This window comes from Bradyrhizobium murdochi, assembly GCF_000472965.1.
GTDB lineage: Bacteria > Pseudomonadota > Alphaproteobacteria > Rhizobiales > Xanthobacteraceae > Bradyrhizobium > Bradyrhizobium murdochi.
Genome location: NZ_AXAU01000025.1, coordinates 62,483 through 89,108 on the forward strand (window position 1 = coordinate 62,483; position 26,626 = coordinate 89,108).

Sequence of the window (26,626 nt, forward strand, 5' to 3'; positions counted from 1 at the left end):
AGCACTCACTTGGCGTCGTGAAAGATCACGCCGACGGTATGGCGATGGCCGGAGCGGATCCGGCTGACTCCATGGCGCAGATTAACGCGATAGGGTCCGCGCGTCCCCTGCACCGGCCGGTGATGCACAGCAAACGCGACGGCATCGCCCTGCCTCAGCGGCACCACCTCGGGCCGCGACTGCATTCGCGGCCGCTGCTCGGTCAGCACGAACTCTCCGCCTTCGAAATCCCGCCCCGGTTCCGACAGTAGGATCGCGACCTGCAGCGGGAACACGTGCTCGCCATAGAGGTCCTGATGCAGGCAATTGTAGTCGCCCTCGCCATATTGCAGCAGCAGCGGCGTCGGCCGCGTCTGCCCGGCGTCGTGGCAGCGCTTCAGGAACGCTGCATGCTTGTCGGGATAGCGGATGTCGATCCCCATCCTTTCATTCCAGCGATTGGCGATGCCGCAAAGCCGTGCATAGAGCGCTGGTCGCAACTGCGCGATCAGCTCCGGCAGTGGATAGTCAAAATACTTGTACTCGCCGCGACCAAACCCGTGGCGCCCCATCACGATCCGGCTGCGGAAATTCTTGTCGTCGGAATAGAGTGCCGCGAGGGCGTTGCATTCGTCCGGCGACAACAATCCCCTCAGCACGGCGCAGCCCTGCGCGTCGAGATCGGCGGTTACCTGCGTCCAGTCGATGGCGTCGACGCGGGTGGCGATGTCGGGGGCAGGATGGTGGATGTTTCTTACGGTTGCTTTCATGACGGCTAGTCTCGCAAATGGTTGGGGTTCCTCGCCACCCGATTTCCGAACTATCGTCGTCGTCCCTGCGAACGCAGGGACCCATAACCACAGGTCGTCGCGGTTCGCTCGGCTGTGGCTTCAGCTCGCCATAACAACAAACGACGGTGGTTATGGGTCCTCGCGTTCGCGAGGACGACGTGTGGAGAAATCTAGCCCAAGACCGGCAGCGCGATCACGTCATAGCCGTGGCTGATCTTCCGCTTCAGCACGGGATCCTCCATCTCAAACTCGAAGCGATCGGCCGGGCGGATGCCGCCCTTGGCGGCAAACGTGCCGCCGAACATGGCGCAACCGTCGGGCAGGCCTTTGCCGCCAAAACCGCGCTCGATCAGGTCGTTCACCGGCAGCATGGCGTCCAGCGTGCCCTCCTGATAGAGCACCCGCGCGCCGCCGATGATGGCCCAGGAGCGCAGGATCAGCCGGTCCCAGTGACCGATGACCTCCTCCAGTTCCCACAGCACCGGGGCCACCGGCTTGTCGCACATCTGTTTTGAGACGGTGACACTGTAGCTCTCCACCTTGCGGTCGGTATGGTCGGAGCCGCAGCCGACAAAAATGCGACCCTGCCAGCCGATCAGCACGAACTCGACCTCGCCGCTGGAATCGCCACCCGTTACCTCGATACGGTCGTCCTGGGTAATCCGCCGCGCCGAACAGCGATAATAGATCGGAGTCGTCGCGGGGCGCGCGATGCCGAGCGCTTCCAGTTCGGCGATATGCTTGTCACGCGCGACCGGATCGCGCCCGGTCCAGCCGGCGATGACGGCCTGATCGATCGCGAGCGTCAGCGGCGTCAGCATGCCCTTGTCGTCGACGTTGAAGGTCAGATCAAACACGGATGACATCCTCCATTCCGGCGGCGAGTTCGAAGATGCGGCGATCCGATCCGCCGGCGGCTGCGAGCATCAGTCCGACCGGCACCTCGCCTTCGCGATGCGCCGGCAGCGAGATCGCGCAGCCGTCGAGCATGTTGATCAGGGTGCAATTGCGCAAGGCGCGCAAATTCTGCGTGGTGAAGGCCTGGTCGTCGGCGAGGTCAGCGATCCTGGGCGGCGTATTCGCGGTGGTCGGCAGCACCAGCGCGTCATAGGGTGCGATGCGCTGTTCGGTTCGCGCAATGAACGAGCGGCGCGCCTTGAGGATGTCGATATAGTCCGCCGCGCTGATGCCTTCGCCGCGCAGGATTCGGACGCGGACGCGAGGGTCGTAGACGTCGCCTTTGCCGGTGAGCAGATAGCGGTGCCAGGCGTAGCTTTCGGCGGCGGCGAAACCGCCCTTGCTGTTCATGACGCCGACGTCGTGAAATTCCGGCACCTCGATGCGCTCGATCAACGCGCCGTGGCGCGACAGCGTCGCCAGCGCGCGCTCGAAGGTTTTGGCGACCTCCTCGTCGAGGTCATCGAGCGCGATCGTGGTCGGCACCGCGAGCCGCATGCCCTTGACGGTGCGCGGCTGCAACGGCTGCACGGCTTCGTCCGCGAGCACAGCATCCAGCACCGCACAGCAAGCTACACTACGCGCCAGCGGCCCAAAGCTGTCGAGCGAGGAGGACAGCGGCACGCCGCCGTCGAGCGGCACGCGCGCCTGCGTCGGCTTGTAGCCGACGATGCCGTTATAGGCCGCCGGAATCCGGCAGGAGCCGCCGGTATCGGTGCCGAGCGCGCCATACGCCATACGGTCGGCGATCGAGACCGCCGCGCCCGAGGACGAGCCGCCGGGCACATGGCCGACGCTGCGGTTCCAGACGCTCTTCGGCGTGCCGTAATGCGGATTGATGCCGATGCCGGAATAGGCGAACTCGGTCATGTTGGTGCGGCCGATCACGATGAAGCCGGCCCGGCGCAGCCGCGCCACCACGGGCGCATCAGCTTCGGCCGGCGCAGAATCTTCCAGCGCGCGAGAGCCGGCGCGGGTCACCTGCCCCTTGATGTCGTAGAGATCCTTGATCGAGATGGGAATGCCGGCATAGGGCGATGGCGCGGCGCGCGCTTTGCGTAGATGATCCATCGCGTCGGCTGCGGCGATCGCTGCGTCCTTGTCGACGTGAATAAAGCTCCGTGCGCCCTCGCCGGCGGGATCGGCAATCCTGGCGAGGCATTCCTCGACCAGTTTGCGCGCGGTGATACGTCCGGAGTCGAGCTCCGCGGCAAGACTGGCAAGCGTCGGATGGTCAGGCATGGCTCTTGTTCATTTCCTGTGGCGTCACTCGTGGTCCGAAGCGAGCCCGATGTCGAAAGGTGCATCGGCGATTTGCCGTGGCGCGGACTATTGCCCGAGACACGCTGGCATACAAGCGCTCTCGGGCGCGGGAATGCGGCCATGCATCTCCGTCGCCGCTCGGGCCGTTGACGGGCAATAGACAAATGTCGCATCAAGACCGCAACAAGCGGGTAACGCCCGACTTCCCCAAGGAGAAACTGCCGACATGGCTGAGCCCGCGCGCGCCAAACCAAAACCAACCCCGGAGACCCAGCATTTCTGGGACGGCACGCAGGCTGGCGAGTTGCGCCTGCAGCGCTGCGACGCCTGCGCCAATGTCTATTTTCCGCCGCGCCCGTTCTGCCCGTCCTGCGCCTCGCGCGAGGTTTCCGTGTTCAAGGCCAGCGGCAAGGGCAGGCTCTACAGCTACGTCATCAACCACCGCCCGGCCGCACCCGGCTTCACCCCACCTTACGCCATCGCCGTCGTCGAGCTCGACGAAGGCCCGCGCATGATGAGCAACATCATCGATTGCCCGCAGACGCCGGAGGCGCTGGAGCTCGACATGAAGCTCGAGGTCGCGTTCGAGAAGCTCGACGACAAGATCACCCTTCCCATGTTCCGTCCGGCGAAGGCTTAAGCACCATGCGCAGAAATCAAGTTGCCGTCGTCGGTGCTGCCGAGACCACCGAACTCGGCGTCATCCCGAACATGTCGCAGATCCAGCTCCACGCGGATGCGGCGCTCAATGCTATCGCCGATGCCGGGCTAAAACTGTCCGACATCGATGGTATCGCGACCGCCGTGGAAACCCCGCAGCAGATCGCCCATTACCTCGGCATCACGCCGACCTGGGTGGACGGCACGTCCGTCGGCGGCTGTTCGTTCATGCTGCACGTCCGCCATGCGGCGGCCGCGATCGAGGCCGGCCTGTGCAAGACCGTGCTGATCACCCACGCCGAGAGCGGAAAATCGATGATCGGCAAATTGCCGCGCTCGATCCCCGCCGACAGCCTGCAGGGCCAGTTCGAGGCGCCGTTCGGCATCTACGGCCCGCCCAGCATGTTCCCGATTCCCGTGCTGCGCTACATGAAGACTTACGGCATCACCCATGAGCAGATCGCCATGGTCGCCGTCGTGCAGCGCGAGTGGGCCGCGAAAAATCCGCGCGCGACGATGAAGGACCCGATCACGGTCGCGGACGTCCTGAACTCGCGGATGATCGCCTACCCGTTCCGCCTGCTGCAATGCTGCCTCGTCACCGACGGCGGCGGCGCGCTGATCTTGACCTCGGCCGACCGCGCCAAGGACTTTCCGAGAAAGCCGGTCTATATCCTCGGCACCGGCGAGAGCGTGGAAACGCCGATGGTTAGCCAGATGGAGACGTTCAACTCCTCGCGCGCCTTCAAGGTCGCAGGCCCCACCGCCTTCAAGGAGGCCGGCATCACCCACAAGGACGTCGATCATTTGATGATCTACGATGCCTTCGCGCATCTGCCGCTCTACGGCCTCGGCGATCTCGGCTTCATGCCGCATGAGGAGACCGGCAAGTTCATCGCCGATGGCAACACCCGCCCCGGCGGCAAGCTGCCGCTCAACACCAATGGCGGCGGATTGAGCTACATGCATTCCGGCATGTACGGCATGTACGCGCTGCAGGAGAGCGTGCGGCAAATGCGCGGCATCGCGCCGGCGCAGGTCAGGGACGCGAAGATTTCGGTCTGCCACGGCGTCGGCGGCATGTTCGCGGCGAGTGGCACGATCATCTTTACGAACGAGAAGTAACATTCTTCGTCATTCCGGGATGGTCCGAAGGACCAGACCCGGAATCTCGAGATTCCGGGTTCGCGCTGCGCGCGCCCCGGAATGACGAAGGGCAACAGGAGAGCTCCAATGACAAAATCACTGCAAGACAAGGTCATCATCGTCACCGGCGCCGGCCGCGGCATCGGGCGCGAGATCGCACTGCTTTGCGCCGCGGAAGGCGCAAAGGTCGTCGTCAACGATCCCGGCGTCGCCGCCGACGGTGCCGGCTCGAGCGCAGCTCCCGCCGAGGAGGTAGTCGAGGAGATCAAGAAGCGCGGCGGCACCGGGGTTGCCAATTTCGAGTCGGTGGCGGAAGCGATCCCGGCGAGCAAGATCGTCAAGACAGCGACCGATCATTTCGGCCGGCTCGACGGCGTCGTCAACAATGCCGGCATTCTGCGCGACATGATCTTCCACAAAATGAGCGTCGAAGCCTTCGAAGCCGTCATCAAGGTGCACCTGATGGGCTCGTTCTATGTCAGCCACGCCGCAGCGCGACTTTACCGCGAACAGGAGAGCGGCTCCTTCGTGCACTTCACCTCGACCTCGGGCCTGATCGGCAATTTCGGCCAGGCCAACTACGCCGCTGCCAAGCTCGGCATCGTCGGCCTGTCGAAGTCGATCGCACTCGACATGGGCCGCTTCAACGTCCGCTCGAACTGCGTCTCGCCGTTCGCCTGGACCCGCATGATCGGCACCATCCCGACCGAGACCGAGGCCGAGAAGGCGCGGGTTGCAAAAATCCAGCAGATGGGACCGGAGAAGATCGCGCCGCTCTGCGCCTATTTGCTCAGCGACGCCGCCAAGGACGTCACCGGACAGATCTTCGGCGTGCGCATGAACGAGATATTCCTGTTCAGCCAGAATCGTCCGCTGCGCTCGGTGCAGCGGAGCGAAGGCTGGACGCCGCAAACCATCGCCGAGCACGGCATGCCAGCGCTTGCGGGATCGTTCTACAAGCTCGACCGCTCCGCAGACATCTTCACCTGGGATCCGATCTGAGGGGATGTAGGGTGGGCAAAGGCGCGTAGCGCCGTGCCCACCATCTAACGGAAACGATCGTCGGGAAACGGTGGGCACGCTCCGCTTTGCCCACCCTACAAAGCAGTCTGCCATCTCGGGTCATTTCACCACAGCCCGCCCGCTTTATGCCGGAATGCGGGCTGATGTTTTTCCTCCCAACAAAAATACAATGGGAGGAAATCATGACAACCTCGCTGACCTTTTCCGATTCCCAACAACAGGGCGGCGGTTTTGACCGTCGCAAGATACTGACCGGCGCGGCAGCACTCGCCGCCTCGGCCGTAACGATGAAGACGGCCTCCGCCGCCACCGTCGCGCCGCTCGGCCAGACCGCCGCGCCGACTACGGCAACGCCGCCGCTGCCGCTCGGCCCGCTTCCCGGCGCCCGCTATCCGGACTCTCGCCTGGAGTCGATGAAGAAACCGAAGGTTTCGTTCGGACCGACCGGCTTCCCGGCGTTCGCCGGCACAATGGCGGTGGAGCGCGTCGCCACCGGATTCCGCTGGGCTGAAGGCCCGGTCTATTTCGCAGCCGGGCGCTACGTGCTGTTTTCCGACATTCCCAACAACCGCATCATGCGCTTCTCGGAGGATGACGGTCATCTTAGCGTGTATCGCCAGCCGTCGATGAACTCGAACGGCAACACCATCGATCGTGAGGGACGCCTGATCACGTGCGAACATTCCGGCCGGCGGGTCACCCGGACCGAACTCGACGGCTCGATCACCATCATCGCCGACAAGTACAACGGTAAGAAACTGAACTCGCCGAACGACGCGGTCGTCGCCGCCGACGGATCGATCTGGTTCTGCGACCCAGCCTACGGAATCGGCGGCTATTACGAGGGCATCAAGGCCGAGCCCGAGCAGGAAAAGAAAAATGTCTACCGGGTGGATCCGAAATCCGGCGACATCAAGATGGTGGTCGATGACTTCGTGCAGCCGAACGGCCTTTGCTTCTCACCTGACGAGAAGAAGCTCTATATCTGCGATACCGGCTTTACCGACGGGCCGGACAACCCGTCGCATATTCGCGTGTTCGACGTGGACCTCGCGGCGGGCAAACTTTCGAACAGCAAAGTCTTTGCGGACATGCCCAAGCCCAGCATTACCGACGGGCTGCGCTGCGACACCGCCGGGCGCCTGTGGTGCTCCGTCGGCTGGGGTGATCCGAACGAGGACGGCGTGCGTTGCTATACGGCTGACGGCGATCTGCTCGGCAAGATTCACATTCCCGAAACCGTCGCCAATCTGTGCTTCGGCGGTCAGCAGCGGAACAGACTCTACATCTGCGGCTCGTCATCGCTCTATGCGGTCTATACGAGTGCGCAGGGCGCGATGAAGCCGTGAGATTAGCGAATAGTGAGTGGCGAATGGCGAATAGGAAATCCATTCGCTACTCGCCATTCGCTATTCGCCGTTACCTCAGCCGCTATTCCTCAACCCCGCCGAAATCCCGTTGATCGTAAGCTGAATCCCGCGCAGCACCTGCTCATCCGGACTATGCGAGCGATGCTCCTTCAGTAGCTCCACCTGCACGTGGTTGAGCGGATCGAGGTAGGGGAAGCGGTTGCGGATTGAGCGTTCCAGCAGCGGGTTGCCCTGCAAGAGGCGCTCGTGGCCCATGATGTCGAGCAGCGCCTCGATCGAGGCATGCCACTCGCGCCGGATGCGTCCGAAGATGCTTTCGCGCAAGGCCACGTCAGGCACCAGCTCGGCATAGCGCGAGGCGATCGCAATCGAGCTCTTGGCCAGCACCATGTCCATGTTCGACAGCAGCATGCGGAAGAACGGCCATTCGCGGTAGAGTTCCTGAAGGAAGGCCATGCCCTGCTCCGGGTGCTCCGCGATCCAGGTTTCGACCGCGGAGCCAAAGCCGTACCAGCCCGGCAGCATCAGCCGGCATTGCGCCCAACTGAACACCCAGGGGATGGCACGCAGGTCCTCGATTTCGCGGGTTTTCTTGCGCGACGCCGGGCGGCTGCCGATGTTGAGCGTCGAGATTTCGGTGATGACGGTGGAGCCCCAGAAATAATCGGCAAAGCCCTCGGTCTCATAGACCAGCCCGCGATAGGCCTTGAATGCCAGCGCCGACAATTGCTCCATTGCCGTGAGATACTCTTTCCGCGGCGCGCTCTGCCGGGGATGCAGCAGGCTCGCCTCCAGCGTCGCCGCGGCCAGGATTTCCAGATTGCTGCGGCCGACTTCCGGATTGGAATATTTGCTGGAGATGATTTCACCCTGCTCGGTGATGCGGATCTGTCCGTTCACCGCGCCGCCGGGCTGCGCGATGATGGCGTCATAGCTCGGCCCGCCGCCGCGGCCGACCGACCCGCCCCGGCCGTGGAACAGCCGCAAGCGCACGCCATGACGCTCGAACACGTCAACCAGTTCGATTTCGGCCTTATACAGCTCCCAGCCCGAAGTGACGAAGCCGCCGTCCTTGTTGCTGTCGGAATAGCCGAGCATCACTTCCTGGATGCCGCCGCGGCTATCGACCAGCCGGCGGTAATCGTGCAGCGCCAGCATCCGGTCCATGATGCCGGATGAAGCCTGCAGATCCTCGATGGTTTCGAACAGCGGCACGATGTTGATCGCGCTGCGGCCGGACGGATTGACGAGGCCGACCTCCTTCAACAGCACCGCCACCTCCAGCATGTCCGACATGCCCTTGCACATGGAGATGATGCATTGGTGGATCACGTCGGCGCCGAAGCGCGCATGGGCCTCGGCGGCGGCACGGAACACGGCGAGTTCGCCGCGTGTTTCTTCGCTGTACTTGACGAACACCGAGCTCAGCGGCCTTGCACTGCGCAACTCGCGCAGCAGCAGATGGACACGGGCCTCCTCATTCAGTGCCAGATAGGACATGCCGGGGATCGCGGCATCGAACAGCTCCGCGACCGTGCGCTCGTGCACCGCGGAATTCTGCCTGATGTCGAGCCGGGCCAGATGAAAGCCGAAGCAATCCACGGCACGACGCAGCAAGCGCAACCGACCGCGCGCGATCACGCCCGAATTGTTCGCAATCAGCGATCGATCCAGAACGTCGAGATCGGCTTTGAACTCCTTCACGCTCGCATAAGGCGCGGCCTCGCCGACCGGACGACGCGTCGTCTCGACCTCGAGCTTTGCAGCGGTCGCCGTCAGCCTTGCATAGATGCCGGATACCGCGAGACGATAGGGTTCACCGCTCCTGTGCGGCGACGTATCCGGGGACCGCTCGGCCAGCGCGCGCAATTCGTCCGAGACGTCGGCAAGGTGCGCGGCCAGCGACAATTCGGAGCCGAGGACATGCAACTCTTCCAGATAGAAGTTCATCACCCGGCTAGACTGCAGGCGCAGCGTGCCGCGCATGACGTCGGCAGTGACAAAGGGGTTGCCATCGCGGTCGCCGCCGATCCAGCTTCCCACGGTCAGGAACGACGCCAGCTCGCCGGACGCGCCGCCCTCCTCCCGGTTCAGCCGGTCCTCCAGCGCGCAATGCAGCCTCGGCACCTCGTGCAGGAAGGTGTAGTCGTAGAATGACAGGCCGTTGGCGACTTCGTCGAGCACGGTCAGCTTGGTCCGGCGCAGCAGGTTGGTCTGCCACAGCGTCAGTACGGCGCGGCGCAACTGCTCGTCGCAGGCCTCAGCCTCCTCCGGCGTAAGCTGGACGCGTTCGCGCCGGTCGAGCAGCGCGGCGATCTCCATCTCACGGTCGATCGTGCTCTTGCGGCGGACTTCCGTGGGATGCGCCGTCAGGACCGGGCTGACCTGGGCCCCCTTGAAGAAGCGGCGCAGCTCGGCCGCGCTGATCCCGGCGGTCTTTGCGTGAGCGAGCGTCTGGGTCAGCGCGCTCGGTCGCGGCCCGCCGGGACCGCGGCCACGCATCTGGCGGATGTTGTTCTGGTCCTCGGCGATGTTGGCGAGATGCGAAAAATAGCTGAAGGCGCGGACGATCCGCACGGTATCGCTGATCGACATGCTGTCGAGGATGGTCTCGAGTTCGCGCCGCGCCAGCTTGTCCTCGTCCCGGTGGAACCGGATCGAGGTCTGCCGGATACGTTCGACCAGATCGAAGACGTCAGCGCCTTCCTGGTCGCGGACCGTATCTCCGAGAATCCGCCCGAGCAGACGAATGTCGGTCCGCAGCCGGGCATCTTCCTCCAACGCCAGCGCCTCGTCGCTGCGGTTGAACCGGATCTCAATCTCGGAAGGCATGGTCTGGGAAGACATTGGCTGGCCACCTCAAACTGCCCGGCTGTTCCGAGTGTGCAATATTTTTGCCGCAGTGCAAGATAAAGATGGAGGCGGTGCACACCGGAGTATTCCGGACGCGGTGCAGCCCTTAGCGCTGCTCCCCCCCCCAGCTAGATCCTCCGCCCTGCCCGCTCCCAATAGGTATCGCGCAGGCGGCGCTTGAAGATCTTGCCGGAATCTTCCCGCGGCAGGTTGGATTGGATTTCGATGTGTTTTGGCACCTTGTAGTCGGCCAGCGCGACCTTGAGCTGGCTGCGGATGGAAGCCGGGTCGAGCGTCGCCCCCGGCTGCGGCTCCACCACAGCCATCAGCGCCTCGCCGAATTCGGCGTCGGGAATGCCGAACACCGCGCAATCATGCACGCCGGGAAGCGCATGCAGCGCAGCCTCGATCTCGGCCGGATAGATATTGACGCCGCCTGAAATCACCATGTCGCGCTTGCGGTCGCTGATGAAGACATAGCCGTCCGCGTCGATATAACCGACGTCACCCGAGGTGATGAAACCGTCGCGATCGATCTCGGCGCGCTTTTCCGGCTTGTTGTGGTAGGTGAAATCGGGATTGCCTGATATGCGCGAATAGATTTCGCCGATCTCGCCCTGCGGCAATTCCCTGCCGTCGTCGCCGATAAAACGCAGTTCGGCGCCCGGCGCGATCTTGCCGACGGTGCCGGGCTTCTTCAGCGCGTCCTCGGACGTCGCAAAGGTAACCGCGCCGGACTCGGTCGAGCCGTAGAATTCGTAGATGATCGGCCCCCACCATTCGATCATCGCACGCTTGACGTCCGCTGGACACGGCGCGGCAGCATGGATGACATGGCGCAGCGACGACATGTCGTACTTCCTGCGCACGTCCTCCGGCAGCTTCATCAGCCGGATGAACATGGTCGGCACCATGAAGATGGTGTCGATCTTCTCGGTCGTGACCACGCGCAAAAATTCTTCCGCATCGAAGCGCGGCATGATCACCAGGGCACCGCCGAGACGACCGGCGCGCAGGCCGAACGAATTCGGCGCAGAATGATACAGCGGCCCCGGAAGCAGTGCGCGGGCCCCCGGCTTGAGGCCGTAGATCAGCGCGCGCATGCGCTCGGCGTTGGCACTTTGCTCCGGCGTCGGCGCAAAGCGGCGCACGCCCTTGGGATGGCCCGTCGTGCCCGAGGTGTAGATCATGTTCTGCGGCTGCGGCACCGCCGGTCCGCCATAGCGCTGGTGTTGGTTCAGCCAGGATTCGAAATCGATCGCGAAGTCCGGCGTCCTCAGATGATCCGGATTGATCTTGTAGTTGGCGAGAATCTCCGGCGGGGTCGGCACGCTGAGCGCCGTGACGCCTTGCGGGATCGCCTCGCGCAACTGATGCAGCATGTCGGCATGCGCGATTAGCACGGATGTGCCGGAATCCTTCAGCACATAATTGATCTCTTCCGGCTTGAAGTGCCAGTTGACCGGCACGCCATAGGCGCCGAGCCGCATCGCCGCATAAGCCACCTCGATGAAGGCGATGTCGTTGCGCATCAATATGGCGACGCTGTCGCCCTGCTTGACGCCAAGCTTTTGCAGCCCGCTGGCGATGCGCTCGGTCCGCTCGGCGACTTCGCCGTGGTCACGCCGGCGCTCGCCACTGATGATGCCGAGGAAGAGTTGGGAGGCTGACATTGTCTCTTTCCGATCTGGTGTCGGGTTTTGGATGACGCTCATGGTGAGGAGCGCGTCTTCGCGCGTCTCGAACCATGAGGCCACAGACGCGCCTACATCCTTCGAGACGGCGCTTTCGCGCCTCCTCAGGATGAGGGGCTGATATTAGCCGACATCCACAAACCGCGGCGCACGCTTTTCGATATTGGCGCGCACGGCTTCGGTCTGGTTGGGGCTGCCAAGCAGCTTCTGCTGCTCAACGGATTCGGCCAGCAGCGCCGGAGCCGGATCGACGGAAAGTTTGTTCAGCATACGCTTGGCAGCACGGATCGCGTCGGGACTTTTGCCAGCGATCTCGCGTGCGACCTCGAAAGCCGCCGCGCGCGGATCGTCGCAGATCCGCGTCGCGAGGCCATAACTCATGGCTTCCTGCGCGGAGAAGATGCGGCCGGTATAGGTGAGTTCGCGTAAAATATCGTCGCGAACCAGGCTTGCGAGGATCGGCGTGCCGGCCATGTCGGGCACCAGGCCCCATTTGATTTCCATGATCGACATCCGCGCGTCCGGCGTGAGGAATCGCATGTCGGCGCCGAGCGCGAGTTGGAAGCCGCCACCGAACGCCACGCCCTGGATCGCGGCAATCACCGGCACCGGAAGCTGGCGCCAGCCCCAGACCGCAGCTTGCGGAAAGTTCGCGATGCCATGGGTGCGTGCAGTGAGATCGCGCTTCTCGCCGCCGGCGATCCCGTTACCGCCACTTTCCTTCATGGCCTGAAAGCGTCCCATATCGAGACCGGCGCAAAACGCTCGCCCCTCCCCGGACAATACTACCACCCGGAGCCCCTTTTCGTTGGCCAGCCGCTCGGTCGCGGCCACCAGTGCCTCAAACATCGCGGCATCGAGCGCATTCATCTTGTCGGCACGCACCAACCGGACATCGGCAATGCCGTCCGAAATCGAGATCGAGACGCGCTGCTCCATGAAAAATCTCCTCAGTTGCTGCTTTACAGAACGGTGTTGTCCGGTTTTAGTCAATCGACCAATTAACAGACAATCCCCTTGGGTGGAAACGATGTTCAACGATCAGCTTCTCGCCGGGCGACGCATTCTGGTGACCGGAGGCGGCACCGGCCTCGGCAAATCCATGGCCGCGCGCTTTCTCCAACTGGGAGCCGAGGTCCACATCTGCGGCCGCCGCAAGATCGTCTGCGACGAGACCGCAACCGAATTGATGGATCTGCATGGCGGCCGCGTGGTCAGCCACGGCGTCGACATCCGCAACGCGATGGCTGTCGACGAGATGATCGAACAGATTTGGGCCTCGGGCCCCCTCACCGATCTCATCAACAATGCGGCCGGCAATTTTATCTCGCGCTCGGAAGAGCTCTCGCCGCGCGGCTTTGACGCGATCGCCAATATCGTGATGCATGGCACTTTCTACGTGACGCACGCGGTCGGTCGGCGCTGGATCGCCGCTAAGCAGCGCGGCAACGTGGTGTCGATCACCGTGACCTGGGTGCGCAACGGCTCGCCTTACGTGGTGCCGTCGGCGATGAGCAAGTCGGCGATCCACGCCATGACGATGTCGCTCGCGGTCGAATGGGGCAAATACGGCATCCGCCTCAACACCATTGCACCCGGCGAAATCCCGACCGAAGGCATGAGCAAACGTATCAAGCCGGGCGACGAGGCCGGCGCGCGCACCAGGGCACAGAACCCGATGGGACGCGTCGGCACTATGGAGGAATTGCAGAACCTCGCGGTATTCCTGATCTCCGGCGGTTGCGACTGGATCAACGGCGAGACCATCGCCATGGATGGCGCGCAGGCGCTCGCGATGGGCGGCAATTTCTATCAGTTGCGCGACTGGAGCGACGACGACTGGAACAAGGCGCGCGACTCGATCAAGGCGCAGAACGAGAAGGACCGCGCCGCAAGGGGGTAGTTTTTGTCGTCCCTGCGAAAGCAGGGACCCATAACCACCAGCGCCAGTCGTTACGAAGGCAACTAGCCCCATCGTCTCACCGAGAGGCCGCGGCGTATCGGTCCCTGCGTTCGCAGGGACGACTGTGGCATATTGTCTTTGTCGCGCGATGTGGCCAAACTCCGCGCAACGATAACAACACAATACGGGAGAGACATGTCCGCGCCGGAGCAACTGACGAACCTTGCCGACATGGTGCGCGAGCGCGCCAGAACGCGCGGCGACGCCATCGCCTACGAGTTCGAGGGACGCCAAACTACTTTCGCCGAGTTCGACATCAACACCAACCGCGTTGCGAACGCGCTGATTGCAATGGGCGTCAAGCCGGGCGAGCGGATCGCCTATCTCGGCAAGAACAGCGACATCTATTTTGAACTGCTGATGGGCACCATGAAGGCCAAGGTGGTGATGGCGCCGGTGAACTGGCGGCTCGCCGGCCCCGAGATCGCCTTCATCGTCGGAGACTGCAAGGCGCCGGTGCTGTTCGTGGGGCCTGAGTTCATCACGCAGGTTCGCAACATCAAGGCACAACTGCCCGACGTGCGCCACGTGATCACCGCCGAGGGCGGAGCGCCGGAATGGCCGGATTTTACGGCCTGGCGCGATGCCGCCGGCGGCGACGATCCGAAGGTGCCGATCAGCCCAAAGGATATCGCGATCCAGCTCTATACCTCGGGCACCACGGGCAAGCCCAAGGGCGCGATGCTGTCGCACGCCAACTTCCTCAATCTGGTGCACGCCGGCAGCGAAGCCGAGAAGCCCGAATGGAATATGTGGTCGCCCAATGACGTCTCGCTGGTAGCGATGCCGGTCTTCCACATCGGCGGCTCCGGCTGGGGCGTGATGGGGCTGTATCACGGCGCCAAGGGCGTGATCGCCCGAGAGTTCGACCCGACCAAGGTGCTGGACTTCTTCGAGCAGTCCGGCATTACAAAACTGTTCATGGTACCGGCCGCGATGCAGTTCGTGGTACGACAACCGCGGGCGCGGCAGGTGGATTTTTCGCGGCTGAAATACATGCTCTACGGCGCCTCGCCGATTCCCGCTGCGTTGCTCAAAGAGTGCATCGAGGTGTTCAGGTGCGGCTTCGTGCAGTTGTATGGGATGACCGAGACGACTGGCACCATCGTAGCCCTTCCGCCCGAGGATCATGTCGAGGGGCTGGAGCGCATGCGCTCCGCCGGCAAGGCGCTGCCCGGCATCGAGCTTGCGATACTCGATCCCGACGGCAACCGATTGCCGCCGCGCCAGGTCGGCGAGATCGCGACCCGCTCCGGCTCGAACATGGTGGGCTACTGGAACCTGCCGGAGGCGACCGCCAGGACGCTCGGCAGCGACGGCTGGCTGCGCACCGGCGATGCCGGCTACATGGACGAGGACGGCTACCTCTACATCCACGACCGCATCAAGGACATGATCATCTCCGGCGGCGAGAACATCTACCCGGCCGAAGTCGAGAGCGCGATCTGCGATCATCCTGATGTCGCCGAAGCCGCTGTCATCGGCATCCCCGACGACAAATGGGGCGAAGCGGTGAAGGCGATCGTGGTGATGAAGCCGGGCAAGCAGGTGAAGGCCACCGACATCATCAATTTTACGCGCGAGCGTATCGCGGGATTCAAGACGCCGAAATCGGTCGACTTCATGGAGGCGCTGCCGCGCAATCCGTCGGGGAAAATCTTGCGGCGAAGTTTGCGCGAACCGCATTGGGCGGGCAAGGATCGGCAGGTGAATTGACCTCGCTCTCGTAGGGTGGGCAAAGCGCAGCGTGCCCACCATCCGCTGTCATGATCTGGATAGCTTCGTAGGGTGGGCAAAGCGAAGCGTGCCCACCATCTGTCGTTGTGAGTTGGATAGATGGTGGGCACGGCGCAAGTGCGCCTTTGCCCACCCTACTTCCTCGCCCGCTCCCGCAACGCCCGCCGGCGCTCCTTGGCTTCGTCCGACCAGACCTCGTTGACATCGTAGAATTCGGCAAACGCCTTTGCGCGCGGCGGCAGCGTTACCCAGGGCTGCTTGGTGGAGGTGAAGATGTGAACGTCCGGCGGGCATTGGGTCGGATCATCCATGGTGCCAACGCGGACGAAGCGCACCGCGGGCCCGGAGCCCGGATAGTTGCTCCAGACCGCGACCTTGCACACCGGGCAGCGTGCGATGCGCTGGCCCTTGCCGCTGGCTGAAGGCGTATCGATGATCTCAGGCTCGGCGCCGATGTGCTCGACTCTGTCGGCTTCGTACATAGCATTGAGCGCGTGCACCGTACCGGTCTCGCGCTGGCACCAGGTACAGTGGCAGGCATGCACGATCATAGGCCTGCCGTTCAGGCGGTAGCGGACATGCCGGCATGTACATCCACCTTCCATGACCTTCTCCTTGGCTTTGCTCCTCAGCGCTTCCCCGCGCCCATATAGCCGAACAGGAATCCCGCCACTTTCCGCTTCTGGATTTCCTCGCTGCCCTCGGTAATGCGGTAGCGGCGGTGGTGGCGGTAGATGTGTTCGAACGGCTTATGGCGCGAATAGCCCATGCCGCCATGCACCTGCATGGCGCGGTCGGCAGCTTCGCAGCACAGGCGATTTGCCCAGTAGTTGCACATCGACACGTGGTCAGAGAGCGTGTGCTCGACCTGGGCCTGGGTGAGCTGGTCCATCTCCCAGGCGGTCTTGCGGATCAATAACCTAAGCATCTCTGCCTGCGTCGCCAGCTCCACCAAGGGCCACTGGATCGCCTGGTTCTCGGCCAGCGCCTTGCCAAACGGCTTTCGCTCGCGCGCGTATTTCACGCTCTCATTGATGCAATAGACCGCTGCGCCCAGCGAGCTCGCCGCCTGCCGGATCCGGTTCTCGTGTACAAAGCATTGCGCCAGCGACAGCCCGCGGCCGATCTCGCCGAACAATGCGTCTTCGGGCACGAATACATCGGTGAAGCTGACGCGCGGATGGTCGGTCGGCATGTTGAAGGTCCACATATATTCCTCGACCTTCACGCCCTCGCTCTTGGCCGGCACCAGGAAGCAGGTAATGCCGCGCGCGTCGCCGTCATTGCCTGATGTCCGGGCGAACAGCGCACAATGGGTCGCGACATGCATGCCGGTCGTCCACATCTTCTGGCCGTTGATGATCCAGCCCTTGACGTTGTTACGCGTCGCCTGCACGGCCCTGGTTTCCATATGCGTCGCGTCGGAGCCGTGGTCGGGTTCGGTGAGGCCGAAGGTGATGCGATACTTTCCGGTGATCGAGCCTTCGATCATCGCCTTCTGCTCGTCGGTGCCGTAGCGGTCGAGCATGGTCACGAGCGGTAGATTACCGACGATCGAATGCTCGTTCTGCAGATCATTGTGCAGGCCAAGGCCCTTTGAGGCGAAATGCTCGCGGATGACGGCCATCCAGAGGTTGGAACCGTCCTTGCCGCCATAGCGCTTCGGGATCGCGAAGCGCAAATGGCCGGCGGCGTCGGCGAGGTTCTTGGCCTTGCGCAGCAGCGCTTCCCATTTGGGCCGCGGCAGGCCGCCGTTTTCGAAATCGGTACGCGCCCATTCGCGACGGTGATCGAAGAAGCGGATGTTGTCGTCGGCTTCCTCCAGCGGCTTGATCTCGCGCGCGATGAAGCGATCGAGTTCGTCGAGATAGGCCGTGAGGTCGGCAGGCAGGTTGAAATCCAAGGCGGTCTCCCGGAATATCGTTTGTTTTTGATTTGCGTTTAGGCGCTGCGTAGCGCTCCTGCTCGAACGGAATAGAGTGAGAAGACCAGGCCCAAGTCAAGCAACGGAGCAGGCCCTGGCACGCGCGGGGGCCTTGCGTAATTGGATGGTTTCGGACGGCCGGGCAGCGCTATGATCGCAGCCAATATTCTTCGCCGCAGAAAATCCAAACGGGAGCAAACATGGACCTGAAATTCTCCAAGGTGACACGCAAGGGGCCGATCACGATCATCACGCTGTCGCGGCCGGAAGTGTACAATGCGCTGCATATCGACGCACATTTCGAGCTCAACAAGGTGTTCGACGATTTCTCCGCGGACCCTGCGCAATGGGTGGCGATCGTCACCGGCGCGGGCGACAAGGCGTTCTGCGCCGGCAACGATTTGAAATGGCAGGCGGCCGGCGGAAAACGCGGCTGGGACAAGGGCGGCTTCGCCGGTCTCACCTCGCGCTTTGACTGCGACAAGCCGATCATCGCCGCCGTCAACGGCGTCGCGATGGGCGGCGGTTTCGAGATCGCGCTGGCCTGCGACCTGATCATCGCCTCGGAGAATGCCACCTTCGCGCTGCCCGAGCCGCGCGTCGGCCTCGCCGCGCTTGCCGGCGGCGTGCACCGGCTGCCGCGACAGATCGGGCTGAAGCGCGCCATGGGCATGATCCTCACCGCGCGCCACGTCTCTGCTAAGGAAGGCCTCGAACTCGGCTTCGTCAACGAGGTGGTTCCCGCCGGTGAAGCACTCGCCGCGGCGGAGCGCTGGGCGGAGACGATCTGCAAGAACTCGCCGATGTCGATCCGTGCCTCCAAGCAGGCGATCCAGCGCGGCCTCGAAGTGTCGCTGGAACAGGCGATCGCCGAGCAGCGCGAATACCCGGCCGTGAAGGCGATGGCGGCCTCGCAGGATTACATCGAGGGACCGAAGGCGTTTGCGGAAAAGCGTCCGCCGAAATGGCTGGGGCGGTAGCAATTGACTCGCCATCGTCGTCCCTGCGAAAGCAGGGACCCATCCCGCGTGATCTCTCTTGGCGGGGCGGTGGCAGCGACCTTTCGTCATCACGAACGCCTGTGGTTATGGGTCCCTGCGTTCGCAGGGACGACGCAGAACTAGCTACCCTTGCGCCCCAACTCCCTCTTGTACGACGCATAGTTCGGCTGGTCGACGGCGAGCTTGTCCATCGTGGTCTGCCAGAGATGTTCTGCTAGCCCTGCCGTCTGCAGATCGACTTCGCCTCTGGCGATCTTCTCACACAGCGCACGATTCAACTCGATCAACGCGCCATCCATGCCGAGCAACTGCTTCAGCCGCGCGACTTCGGCGGCGTCGCTGCCCTGCTCCAGCGCCAGTTGCCGCGTCACCAGGTCGAGCGCGTTCATGCCGACCCGGAGCTTGAAGGCGTTGTGGCCCTTGATGGCAGGCGCGATCTCGTTGCGGAGGAAATCCGCGACCGCCTTGATCAGTTCGGTGGGGGTTGGTTCGTCCTGCATGTTACTTTCCCCGCGGAGCGAGTAGCCGCAACAGATCAATCTCGGTCTCCGAGGAACGCCGGCCAATCATGGCGCGTTCCATCGAATGGTCGAGGCCTTGCCGGAAACGCTGCATCATGCCGCAGCACATGATGCCCCAGCGCAGCGTGCCCATCACTTCCCAGAACATCACGCGATCAGGATCGACCTTGCGGCCGGCTTCCTCGTATCCGGCGAACAATTCCTCCCGCGTCCCAAAACCTCCGACCGGCTTGTCGATCTCGCCGAAGCGCCAGGAGTTGACGCAGATCCACCCCAAGTCTTCCATCGGATCGCCGACATGCGCGAGCTCCCAGTCCAGCACCGCACGGACGCCGTCGGGGCCGATGATCAGGTTGCCGTGGCGGAAATCGCCATGCACCAGCGTTACCTCTTTCGACGGCCCGGGATCGCGCTCACGCAGCCAGCGCAGGGCGAGTTCGAACACCGGCCGCGGCCAGTTGAAGCTGCGGTATTCCCGCTCGAGATCGGCGATCTCCTTGGTCGCGCTCATCTCGCGCAACTTCGGCAGTTTCGCTGGGGCTAAGCCGTGAATGCCAGCGATCACGCCGCCCAACTGCCGCGCCAGGATCGGCCGCGCCTTGGCGAATTGCTCATCGCGCAGAATCTTCCGCGCGATGGTCTCGCCCTCGATGCGTTGCATGATGAAGCCGCGGCCGAGTTCGTCCTCCGGCTTCAGCACATGCATCACGCGCGGCGACGGCAGGCCGGCGTCATGCGCCAATTGCATCAGCGTTGCCTCGGCATCGAGGCCGGCGGCCCGCCCAGGCGATGCGCCATAGCCCGGCGGCGCGCGGCGCAGGATAGCGCCGACATTGCCGCTCGGATGCACGATGTCGAACGTCCAGGTCTCCTGGCTGGCGCCGCCGGAAAGTTTTGCAGCCCCACTCACGCCGGTCGCCCCCGGATACCAGGAGACGACGCAGCGCCCGAGTTGCTCCTCGATCATTTGCCCCTGAACTTGGCGGGGCGCTTTTCGAGGAAGGCAGCAACACCTTCCTTGAAATCATCAGCCGCGCCGGCGATGCGTTGCGATTCGAATTCGAGATTGAGCTGCTCCTCGAAGGAATTTTCCGGGCTGTCCCAGTAGAGCTTTCGGATCAGCGACAGCGCGATCGTCGGGCCATTGGCGAGCTCATGCGCGAGCTTCATCGCCTCCTCCATCAACACGGCATCGTCATAGACGCGGTTGACGAGGCCCCATTCCAGCGCCTTCTCTGCCGGCAACCGTTCGCCCATCAGCGACAATTCCACCGAGCGCGCCTTGCCGATCATGCGCGGCAGCAGCCAGGTCGAGCCGCAGTCCGGCACCAGGCCGATGCGGCGGAACGCCTGCAGGAAATAGGACGAGCGAGCGCAGAGGATCATGTCGCCCATCAAAGCAAAGCTCATCCCGGCGCCCGCGGCGGCACCGTTGACGGCCGTGACGATCGGGCAATGCAGCCGGCGCAGCCGCCGCAGGAACGGGTGAAAGCCGATTTCCAGCGATTGACCGGCATTGCTCTTGCCGGGCTTCTGGTTGTTACGGCCCTGCAGGTTGGCGCCGGTGCAGAAGGCCCGTCCGGCGCCGGTCAGCACGAGGCAGCGCACCTCCTCTCGCTTCTCCTCGATCGCATCGAGCGCCTCGCCGAGCCCGCCCAGCATGTCCATCGAGACCGCGTTCATGACCTCCTGATGGTCGAGCTTGAGAACCGCGACCGCGCCATCGAAATCGAGCGTGACGTGCTTGAACTGCATTGTTTCCTCAACTTGTGTTTACGCGCTATTTCGCTGCGCGGAAGACGGGACCTGATATCTCGACCCGCATATTTGATTTTCCCGGCGACGTTGTCCATGCTTGCACCAGAACATCTGCCCGCCGCAGGGCGCAACTCTGTTGCCCAACAAAATGGAAACGTCCAATGAGCATCTTTGACCTCACCGGCCGCACGGCCGTCATCACCGGAGGCAATGGCGGCATCGGCCTTGGCATTGCGCAGGCGCTGAACGCGCAAGGCTGCAACGTCTCGATCTGGGGCCGCAATGGCGAGAAGAACGCGATCGCCACGGCGTCCATGGCGGCTGGACCGGGCAAGGTCGCGGCGCAAATTTGCGACGTCACCGATCCCGCCTCCGTCAAGGCCGCCATGCAGGCGACGCTCGACACGTTCGGCCGCGTCGACGGCTGCTTTGCCAATGCCGGTATCGGCGGCGGCGGACGGCGCGCATTCATCGACCGCACCGAGGAGGAATGGCGAAAAATGTTCGCCACCAATCTCGACGGCGTCTTCCACGTGTTTCAGGCCGCCGCCCGCCACATGACCGAACGTGCGGAAGCCGGCGACAAATTCGGCCGTCTGGTTGCGACCTCGAGCCTGGCGTCCTTGTTCGGCACCGCGCGCAACGAGCACTACGCCGGCACCAAGGCGGCGCTGAACGCGCTGTGCCGCGCGCTCGCGGTCGAGTTGGCGCGCTACGGCGTCACCGCGAACGCGATCCTGCCCGGCTGGATCAAGAGCGACATGACTTCGGGGCTGATGGCCAACGACAAATTCGTCGCCAACGTGATGCCGCGCATTCCGGTGCGCCGCTTCGGCGAACCGGCCGATTTCGGTGGCATCGCGGTGTACATCATGAGCCAGGCATCGTCGTATCATACGGCGGATTGCTTTGTGATCGATGGTGGGTACACGGCGTTTTGAGGATGGCTGTGGGCGTAACTGCTGTCGTCCCTGCGAACGCAGGGACCCATACTCCGCGGCCGGCGAAATGGGCACTCGGGGCGACGGCTGCGTTTCAACAATGTAGGCTGGTGGTTATGGATCCCTGCGTTCGCAGGGACGACGCGCATCAGAGAAGCGCGCTCGACGAGAGATGGTGGGCACGGCGCATGCGCGCCTTTGCCCACCCTATGGTCAGTCTATCCCCACGGGCCGCGCGACGTAGAAGTCCGGCCCCATGGGCCGCGGCCCGGATAGTTGGCGCGCGCGTTGGCGGAGAAGGTGCCGCCCTGCGCGCCAAGCTCCGCCGCGAGCTGCTGCAACGCGGCGATGCGGTTCTCGGTCGAGGGGTGCGTCGTGAACAGATTGTCCATGCCCTGACCCGACAACGGGTTGATGATGAACATGTGCGCGGTCGCCGGATTGCGCTCGGCTTCGACATTCGGCACGACATGCGCGGCGTTGGCGATCTTGGCCAGAGCGGACGCAAGCCACATCGGCTGACCGCAAATGCGCGCGCCGAGATCGTCGGCGGCGTATTCGCGCGTCCGGCTGATCGCCATCTGCACCAGCATGGCGCCGAGCGGGGCCAGGATCATCATGGCGATCGATCCGATGATGCCGGGACCGCTGTCGCGGTTGCCGCCAAAGAACATACCGAACTGCGCCAGCATCGAGACCGCACCGGCAATGGTCGCGGTGATGGTCATCAGCAGCGTATCGTGATTTTTGATGTGCGCCAGCTCGTGCGCGATCACGCCGGCGAGTTCTTCGCGGCTGACCGACTGCACCAGACCCGTGGTCACGGCGACCGCCGCGTTCTGCGGATTGCGGCCAGTGGCGAAGGCGTTGGGCTGCGGCTCGTCCATCAGGAACACGCGCGGCATCGGCAGGCCGGCGCGGCCGGCGAGTTCAGCCACGAGATTGAAGAGATCGGGCGCCGTGCGCTGGTCGACCTCATGGGCGCCGTACATCGACAGCACCATGCGGTCCGAATTCCAGTAGGCGAAAATATTGGTCGCAGCCGCGATCACGAGCGCGATCGTGGCACCGGTGGCGCCGCCGATCAGATAGCCGACGCCCATGAAGAGGCCGGTCAGACCGGCCAACAGAATGGCAGTCTTAAAATAGCTCATTGTGGTCTCCTTGCCGCCCGCGGCTGGACGCCGTGGCAGGCATCCCAGAGGTAGGAACTCACCCAAGACCGCTTCAAGATGCCGGGGTGCGTCGAGGCGCCGCGTTTGGCGACAGGAACCAACGCGCCAGCCGGATTAACGATCCGTAATCCGGTGGGATCGCGTGGCTTTGCGGCTGCCGGACGAGGCTGCTTGTGGAACGCCCGCGCCGCCGTCTACATTGCCGGGCAACGAGCAGCGTGATGAGGCGGGCCGGGAAAGCGAAGTGGCAAGCAATTTGCGTTTGTTCGGAAAAATGTTCGTCCGGAAAAAACTGGGAGGAAATTGAAGAAATGTTTTCGCATGTGATGATCGGCACCAACGACCTCGACAAGGCCAAGGCGTTCTATGACGCATTGCTCGGCACGCTCGGTGTGCGGCCGGCGCGGGTCGACGGCCACCGCATTTTCTACATCACCAAGACCGGAATATTCTCGGTGACCAAGCCGATCAACGGCCAGCCCGCGACGCCCGCCAATGGCGGCACCATCGGCTTTGCGGCCGACTCGCCCGAACAGGCCGACGCCTGGCACGCGGCCGGCATTGCCAATGGCGGAACGACCTGCGAAAATCCGCCGGGCATCCGCGAGGGTAGCACAGGCAAACTCTATCTCGCTTATTTGCGCGATCTCGACGGCAATAAGATCTGCGCGATGCACCGGCTGCCGGCGTAGATCGTAGGGTGGGTTAGGCGAAGCCGTAACCCACCATCTTTCTTTGCGGATCGGTGGGTTACGCCTTCGGCTAGCCCACCCTAGACGCCGCAACACAATCAGGGGGGCACGCCATGAGTCGATTTGTCAGATCCCTCGCGGCGTCCGCCGCACTGTTTGCGGCCAGCCTGCTGCCAGCCTACGCAGAGCTCGATGTCTCCAGCCTGAAGAAGGCGATCGAGACTTCGCTTGCGAGCGACTATCCAAAGCTTGATGCGCTCTACAAGGAAATCCACGCCCATCCTGAGCTTGCGTTTCAGGAAGTGAAGACCGCCGCCAGGCTTGCCGCCGAAATGCGCGCGCTCGGCTTCGAGGTCACCGAGAATGTCGGCAAGACCGGATTGGTCGCCATCTACAAAAATGGCGACGGACCCACCATCATGGTGCGCACCGAGCTCGACGCCCTGCCGATGGAGGAGAAGACCGGCCTCGACTATGCGAGCCGCGCCAAGACCAACTGGATGGGGCGGGAGGTGTTCGTCGCCCATAGCTGCGGCCATGACATCCACATGGCAAGCTGGGTTGGAACGGCGAAGACGCTGCTTGGCCTGAAGGAGCAATGGCGCGGCACGCTGATGTTCATCGCCCAGCCGGCGGAAGAGATCGTGGCCGGCGCCCGCGCCATGATTGCGGACGGCCTGTTCACGCGCTTCCCCAAGCCTGACGCCGCGTTTGGCCTGCATGCGGGCCCGTTCTCTCATGGCACGGGCTTCTATCGTTCCGGGGTCGGCTCGTCCGCCGCCGACGGCCTCGACATAACATTCCACGGCCGCGGCGGTCACGGCTCGGCGCCGCACACGACCGTCGACCCCGTGGGGATAGCGGCGCGCTTCATTGTCGAAGTGCAAAGCGTGATCAGCCGCGAAAAAAACCCGACCGAATTCGGTGTCGTGAGCATTGGCGCCATTCACGGTGGCACCGCTCCAAATATCATCCCCGACTCGGTGCGGCTCTCCGGCACCATTCGCTCCTACAAGCCCGAGGTTCGCGCCAAACTACATGCCGGGATCGAACGGACGGCAAAGGCGGCCGCGGCGATGTCGGATGCGCCCGCTCCCGACATCAGGATCGTCGAGGGCACCAAGCCCGTCATGAACGATCCGGATGTGGTCGCGGCCACCGCTGACGTGCTGAAGGCGGCATTCGGAGATAAGTTCAAGCTTTCGCCGCCGACGACCGCAAGCGAGGATTTCTCCGAATTCGCGGGTGCAGGCGTGCCATCGATGATGTTCAACATCGGCGTCTATGACCAGGAACGTATCGACGCAGCACGCGACGGCGGGCCACCGATACCGTCCAATCATTCGCCGCTGTTTGCGCCGGTGCCGAAACCGACCATCGAAACCGGCGTCACCGCGATGACGCTCGCGGTGCTCGGCGCGTTCGATCAGAAGGCCCGGCGCAAATGAGCGAGGCGGAAACGTAATTCGCCAATATCGTGACACACCGACCCCGCTTGCCATGCGGCGGAAAATCGCCTCGACCAGGCGCGCTTGTACAAGCCCTGCCCGCCCGTCTACATTGCCGGCCAACGAGCCGAGTGCGCGCCCGCAGATGAATGGTCTGCGCAAATGGGAGGAACAATCCATGAAACACGCCTACATCCCGCGGACGACGACCTACAATCTCAACCCAGGCGAAGAACTTAACGATTTGCGCATGTCGGACGAGGTTCGTCCGCTGTACGAGCACGTCAAAAAATTCATCCGCGAGACCGTCGATCCGATGTCGGTCGAGTTCATGCGCCTCGGCGAGGGCAAGAAGGACCGCTGGAGCTTTACGCCGGAGCAACTGGCGGTGCTGCAGAAGGCCAAGGACAAGGCCAAGGAAGAAGGCCTGTGGAATTTCTTTTTGCCTGATGCCGAGACCGGCGAAGGCCTGAAGAATCTCGACTATGCCTATATCGCGGTCGAGCTGGCGAAGAATCCGCTGGCGTCGGAGACCATGAACTGCTCGGCGCCCGACACCGGCAACATGGAAGTGCTGGAGCGCGTCGGCACCAAGGAGCAGAAGGAGAAGTGGCTGAAGCCGCTGCTGGCAGGCGAAATCCGCTCGGCCTACGCGATGACCGAACCCAACGTTGCCTCCTCCGACGCCAAGAATATTTCCACCACGGCAAAACTCGTCGGCGACGAATGGGTGATCAACGGCGAGAAGTATTACATCTCCGGCGCCGGCGATCCGCGCTGCAAGATCATGATCGTGATGGTGAAGACCAATCCCGATGCGCCGCCGAGCAAGCAGCAGTCGCAGATTTTGGTGCCGATCGACACGCCCGGTGTCGAGATTTTGGGCCCGATGCACGTGTTCGGTCACGACCACGCGCCGCGCGGTCACATGCATCTGCGCTTCAATAATTGCCGGGTGCCGAAGGAGAACATTTTGCTCGGCGAAGGCCGCGGCTTTGAAATCTCGCAAGTTCGCTTGGGACCGGGCCGCATCCATCACTGCATGCGCACCATCGGCAAGGCGGAAAAGGCGCTCGACCTGATGGTGTCGCGCGGGCTCACCCGCGAAGCCTTCGGCAAGAAGATCGCCCATCTCGGCGGAAACTTGCAGATCATCGCCCAGGCGCGCTGCGAGATCGAGGCGATGCGCCTGATGGTGCTGAAAGCGGCGAAAGCGATGGACGTGCTCGGCAACAAGGAAGCGCGGATCTGGGTCAGCATGGTCAAGGCCATGGTGCCGGAGCGCACCTGCAAGATCATCGACCAGGCGATCCAGATGCACGGCGCGACCGGCATTTCGCAGTGGAGCCCGCTCGGCGAGATGTACCAGGACGTCCGTCACCTCCGCTTCGCCGACGGTCCGGACGAGGTGCATTGGATGGTGGTCGGAAGGCATGAACTGAGCATGCCGTAACCTGAGCTGTCGTAGCAACCATTAGATCGATTGATTGTGCGCGATCGGATCGTCCGATTGCCGTGCGAGCATGACGCCGTGCTCGCCGCCGTCAAGGCGTGGCCTGGCGGCGGCGGAGGTTTTGAGCGGGACTGGAGCGACGGCCATCCTTGAGGGCGGCTGCGCGCGACGTCGTCGGAACGGCAGGTCGGGACGAAGAAACGGTGCTCCGGTCGAACCAAGAAACGGAAGGTCAGACGGTCGATGGGCTCGCGGTAAGTGTGGCGGCGGCTGGAGG

Annotated in this window: 24 protein-coding genes; 12 read left to right on the forward strand and 12 right to left on the reverse strand. The window is 63.4% G+C overall.

The genetic code is table 11. The features are described from left to right. Positions 1-5: 5 nt before the first annotated feature. The 3 genes from YUO_RS0132240 to YUO_RS0132250 form a co-directional block, all read right to left on the reverse strand. Positions 6-749, reverse strand: a complete 744-nt coding sequence (locus tag YUO_RS0132240) for a 2OG-Fe(II) oxygenase (RefSeq protein ID WP_028350936.1) — start codon at positions 747-749, stop codon at positions 6-8. A 191-nt stretch (positions 750-940) separates the two neighbouring features. Further along, entirely contained in the window at positions 941-1,627 is a 687-nt protein-coding gene (locus tag YUO_RS0132245) for a DUF2848 domain-containing protein (RefSeq protein ID WP_028350937.1), read from the reverse strand. Then, positions 1,620-2,969, reverse strand: a complete 1,350-nt coding sequence (locus tag YUO_RS0132250) for an amidase (protein ID WP_028350938.1) — start codon at positions 2,967-2,969, stop codon at positions 1,620-1,622. Before YUO_RS0132250 ends, YUO_RS0132245 begins: the two co-directional genes overlap by 8 nt. A gap of 247 nt (positions 2,970-3,216) precedes the next feature. On the opposite strand from YUO_RS0132250, the gene YUO_RS0132255 reads away from it, so the two are divergent. The 4 genes from YUO_RS0132255 (at position 3,217) to YUO_RS0132270 (ending at position 7,168) form a co-directional block, all read left to right on the forward strand. Next, positions 3,217-3,630 (forward strand): Zn-ribbon domain-containing OB-fold protein, encoded by a 414-nt coding sequence (locus YUO_RS0132255; protein ID WP_028350939.1) that lies wholly within the window; start codon positions 3,217-3,219, stop codon positions 3,628-3,630. A gap of 5 nt (positions 3,631-3,635) precedes the next feature. After that, positions 3,636-4,775, forward strand: coding sequence for a thiolase C-terminal domain-containing protein (locus tag YUO_RS0132260; protein ID WP_028350940.1), 1,140 nt, complete (start codon positions 3,636-3,638; stop codon positions 4,773-4,775). Positions 4,776-4,883: 108 nt separating this feature from the next. Beyond that, on the forward strand, positions 4,884-5,798 hold the full coding sequence (locus tag YUO_RS0132265) for an SDR family oxidoreductase (RefSeq protein WP_028350941.1): 915 nt from the start codon (positions 4,884-4,886) through the stop codon (positions 5,796-5,798). A gap of 434 nt (positions 5,799-6,232) precedes the next feature. Continuing rightward, entirely contained in the window at positions 6,233-7,168 is a 936-nt protein-coding gene (locus YUO_RS0132270; RefSeq protein WP_083754799.1) for an SMP-30/gluconolactonase/LRE family protein, read from the forward strand. Between the two features lie 75 nt (positions 7,169-7,243). Here YUO_RS0132270 and ppc read toward each other — a convergent pair whose 3' ends face one another. The 3 genes from ppc to YUO_RS0132285 form a co-directional block, all read right to left on the reverse strand. After that, positions 7,244-10,036 carry a phosphoenolpyruvate carboxylase gene (gene ppc, locus YUO_RS0132275; protein WP_028350943.1) on the reverse strand — a complete coding sequence of 931 codons (2,793 nt, stop codon included), beginning with the start codon at positions 10,034-10,036 and terminating at the stop codon, positions 7,244-7,246. A gap of 134 nt (positions 10,037-10,170) precedes the next feature. After that, positions 10,171-11,715, reverse strand: a complete 1,545-nt coding sequence (locus YUO_RS0132280; protein ID WP_028350944.1) for an acyl-CoA synthetase — start codon at positions 11,713-11,715, stop codon at positions 10,171-10,173. Positions 11,716-11,859: 144 nt separating this feature from the next. After that, positions 11,860-12,675: a crotonase/enoyl-CoA hydratase family protein gene (locus tag YUO_RS0132285; RefSeq protein WP_028350945.1), complete on the reverse strand. Its 816-nt coding sequence runs from the start codon at positions 12,673-12,675 to the stop codon at positions 11,860-11,862. Between the two features lie 91 nt (positions 12,676-12,766). Here YUO_RS0132285 and YUO_RS0132290 point away from each other — a divergent pair, with 91 nt between their 5' ends. Both YUO_RS0132290 and YUO_RS0132295 read left to right on the forward strand, forming a co-directional pair. Further along, a complete protein-coding gene (locus YUO_RS0132290) occupies positions 12,767-13,639 on the forward strand; it encodes an SDR family oxidoreductase (protein WP_028350946.1) in 873 nt (290 codons plus the stop codon). A gap of 195 nt (positions 13,640-13,834) precedes the next feature. Beyond that, positions 13,835-15,415, forward strand: a complete 1,581-nt coding sequence (locus YUO_RS0132295; protein WP_028350947.1) for a fatty acid--CoA ligase — start codon at positions 13,835-13,837, stop codon at positions 15,413-15,415. A 155-nt stretch (positions 15,416-15,570) separates the two neighbouring features. On the opposite strand, the gene YUO_RS0132300 is transcribed toward YUO_RS0132295, so the two are convergent. Further along, entirely contained in the window at positions 15,571-16,041 is a 471-nt protein-coding gene (locus YUO_RS0132300) for a GFA family protein (protein ID WP_035728129.1), read from the reverse strand. A 23-nt stretch (positions 16,042-16,064) separates the two neighbouring features. Beyond that, a complete protein-coding gene (locus YUO_RS0132305; RefSeq protein ID WP_028350949.1) occupies positions 16,065-17,339 on the reverse strand; it encodes an acyl-CoA dehydrogenase family protein in 1,275 nt (424 codons plus the stop codon). A 221-nt stretch (positions 17,340-17,560) separates the two neighbouring features. Here YUO_RS0132305 and YUO_RS0132310 point away from each other — a divergent pair, with 221 nt between their 5' ends. Further along, positions 17,561-18,340, forward strand: a complete 780-nt coding sequence (locus YUO_RS0132310; RefSeq protein ID WP_028350950.1) for an enoyl-CoA hydratase-related protein — start codon at positions 17,561-17,563, stop codon at positions 18,338-18,340. Between the two features lie 140 nt (positions 18,341-18,480). Here the strand turns inward: YUO_RS0132310 and YUO_RS0132315 are convergent, their stop codons facing one another. The 3 genes from YUO_RS0132315 to YUO_RS0132325 are packed head-to-tail and all read right to left on the reverse strand — an operon-like array spanning position 18,481 to position 20,637. Continuing rightward, positions 18,481-18,861 carry a DUF6285 domain-containing protein gene (locus YUO_RS0132315; protein WP_028350951.1) on the reverse strand — a complete coding sequence of 127 codons (381 nt, stop codon included), beginning with the start codon at positions 18,859-18,861 and terminating at the stop codon, positions 18,481-18,483. A 1-nt stretch (position 18,862) separates the two neighbouring features. Beyond that, on the reverse strand, positions 18,863-19,849 hold the full coding sequence (locus YUO_RS0132320; protein WP_028350952.1) for a phosphotransferase family protein: 987 nt from the start codon (positions 19,847-19,849) through the stop codon (positions 18,863-18,865). Beyond that, positions 19,846-20,637 carry an enoyl-CoA hydratase/isomerase gene (locus YUO_RS0132325; protein WP_028350953.1) on the reverse strand — a complete coding sequence of 264 codons (792 nt, stop codon included), beginning with the start codon at positions 20,635-20,637 and terminating at the stop codon, positions 19,846-19,848. Before YUO_RS0132325 ends, YUO_RS0132320 begins: the two co-directional genes overlap by 4 nt. 164 nt (positions 20,638-20,801) lie before the next feature. Between YUO_RS0132325 and YUO_RS0132330 the strand changes: the two genes are divergently transcribed. Then, positions 20,802-21,581, forward strand: a complete 780-nt coding sequence (locus YUO_RS0132330; RefSeq protein ID WP_028350954.1) for an SDR family NAD(P)-dependent oxidoreductase — start codon at positions 20,802-20,804, stop codon at positions 21,579-21,581. Between the two features lie 218 nt (positions 21,582-21,799). Here the strand turns inward: YUO_RS0132330 and htpX are convergent, their stop codons facing one another. Further along, positions 21,800-22,735, reverse strand: a complete 936-nt coding sequence (gene htpX, locus YUO_RS0132335) for a zinc metalloprotease HtpX (RefSeq protein WP_028350955.1) — start codon at positions 22,733-22,735, stop codon at positions 21,800-21,802. A gap of 163 nt (positions 22,736-22,898) precedes the next feature. Between htpX and YUO_RS46695 the strand changes: the two genes are divergently transcribed. The 4 genes from YUO_RS46695 to YUO_RS0132350 all read left to right on the forward strand — a co-directional run bounded on the left by YUO_RS46695 (position 22,899) and on the right by YUO_RS0132350 (position 26,349). Beyond that, positions 22,899-23,063 (forward strand): hypothetical protein, encoded by a 165-nt coding sequence (locus YUO_RS46695; RefSeq protein WP_156908861.1) that lies wholly within the window; start codon positions 22,899-22,901, stop codon positions 23,061-23,063. Positions 23,064-23,067: 4 nt separating this feature from the next. Next, entirely contained in the window at positions 23,068-23,448 is a 381-nt protein-coding gene (locus YUO_RS0132340) for a VOC family protein (protein WP_028350956.1), read from the forward strand. Positions 23,449-23,561: 113 nt separating this feature from the next. After that, positions 23,562-24,896: an amidohydrolase gene (locus tag YUO_RS0132345; protein WP_028350957.1), complete on the forward strand. Its 1,335-nt coding sequence runs from the start codon at positions 23,562-23,564 to the stop codon at positions 24,894-24,896. A 178-nt stretch (positions 24,897-25,074) separates the two neighbouring features. Beyond that, complete coding sequence (locus YUO_RS0132350) at positions 25,075-26,349, forward strand: acyl-CoA dehydrogenase family protein (protein WP_028350958.1); 1,275 nt, start codon at positions 25,075-25,077, stop codon at positions 26,347-26,349. Positions 26,350-26,626 lie beyond the last annotated feature (277 nt).

Coding starts and splice junctions, on each gene's coding strand:
- YUO_RS0132340 (WP_028350956.1), top strand. CDS start 23,068: ATGTTTTCGCATGTGATGATCGGCACCAACGACCTCGACAAGGCCAAG.
- YUO_RS0132285 (WP_028350945.1), bottom strand. CDS start 12,675: ATGGAGCAGCGCGTCTCGATCTCGATTTCGGACGGCATTGCCGATGTC.
- YUO_RS0132295 (WP_028350947.1), top strand. CDS start 13,835: ATGTCCGCGCCGGAGCAACTGACGAACCTTGCCGACATGGTGCGCGAG.
- ppc (WP_028350943.1), bottom strand. CDS start 10,036: ATGTCTTCCCAGACCATGCCTTCCGAGATTGAGATCCGGTTCAACCGC.
- htpX (WP_028350955.1), bottom strand. CDS start 22,735: ATGAGCTATTTTAAGACTGCCATTCTGTTGGCCGGTCTGACCGGCCTC.
- YUO_RS0132350 (WP_028350958.1), top strand. CDS start 25,075: ATGAAACACGCCTACATCCCGCGGACGACGACCTACAATCTCAACCCA.
- YUO_RS0132325 (WP_028350953.1), bottom strand. CDS start 20,637: ATGCAGTTCAAGCACGTCACGCTCGATTTCGATGGCGCGGTCGCGGTT.
- YUO_RS0132320 (WP_028350952.1), bottom strand. CDS start 19,849: ATGATCGAGGAGCAACTCGGGCGCTGCGTCGTCTCCTGGTATCCGGGG.
- YUO_RS0132310 (WP_028350950.1), top strand. CDS start 17,561: ATGGACCTGAAATTCTCCAAGGTGACACGCAAGGGGCCGATCACGATC.
- YUO_RS0132290 (WP_028350946.1), top strand. CDS start 12,767: ATGTTCAACGATCAGCTTCTCGCCGGGCGACGCATTCTGGTGACCGGA.
- YUO_RS0132345 (WP_028350957.1), top strand. CDS start 23,562: ATGAGTCGATTTGTCAGATCCCTCGCGGCGTCCGCCGCACTGTTTGCG.
- YUO_RS0132250 (WP_028350938.1), bottom strand. CDS start 2,969: ATGCCTGACCATCCGACGCTTGCCAGTCTTGCCGCGGAGCTCGACTCC.
- YUO_RS0132330 (WP_028350954.1), top strand. CDS start 20,802: ATGAGCATCTTTGACCTCACCGGCCGCACGGCCGTCATCACCGGAGGC.
- YUO_RS0132265 (WP_028350941.1), top strand. CDS start 4,884: ATGACAAAATCACTGCAAGACAAGGTCATCATCGTCACCGGCGCCGGC.
- YUO_RS0132260 (WP_028350940.1), top strand. CDS start 3,636: ATGCGCAGAAATCAAGTTGCCGTCGTCGGTGCTGCCGAGACCACCGAA.
- YUO_RS0132240 (WP_028350936.1), bottom strand. CDS start 749: ATGAAAGCAACCGTAAGAAACATCCACCATCCTGCCCCCGACATCGCC.
- YUO_RS0132255 (WP_028350939.1), top strand. CDS start 3,217: ATGGCTGAGCCCGCGCGCGCCAAACCAAAACCAACCCCGGAGACCCAG.
- YUO_RS0132280 (WP_028350944.1), bottom strand. CDS start 11,715: ATGTCAGCCTCCCAACTCTTCCTCGGCATCATCAGTGGCGAGCGCCGG.
- YUO_RS0132300 (WP_035728129.1), bottom strand. CDS start 16,041: ATGGAAGGTGGATGTACATGCCGGCATGTCCGCTACCGCCTGAACGGC.
- YUO_RS0132315 (WP_028350951.1), bottom strand. CDS start 18,861: ATGCAGGACGAACCAACCCCCACCGAACTGATCAAGGCGGTCGCGGAT.
- YUO_RS0132270 (WP_083754799.1), top strand. CDS start 6,233: ATGAAGAAACCGAAGGTTTCGTTCGGACCGACCGGCTTCCCGGCGTTC.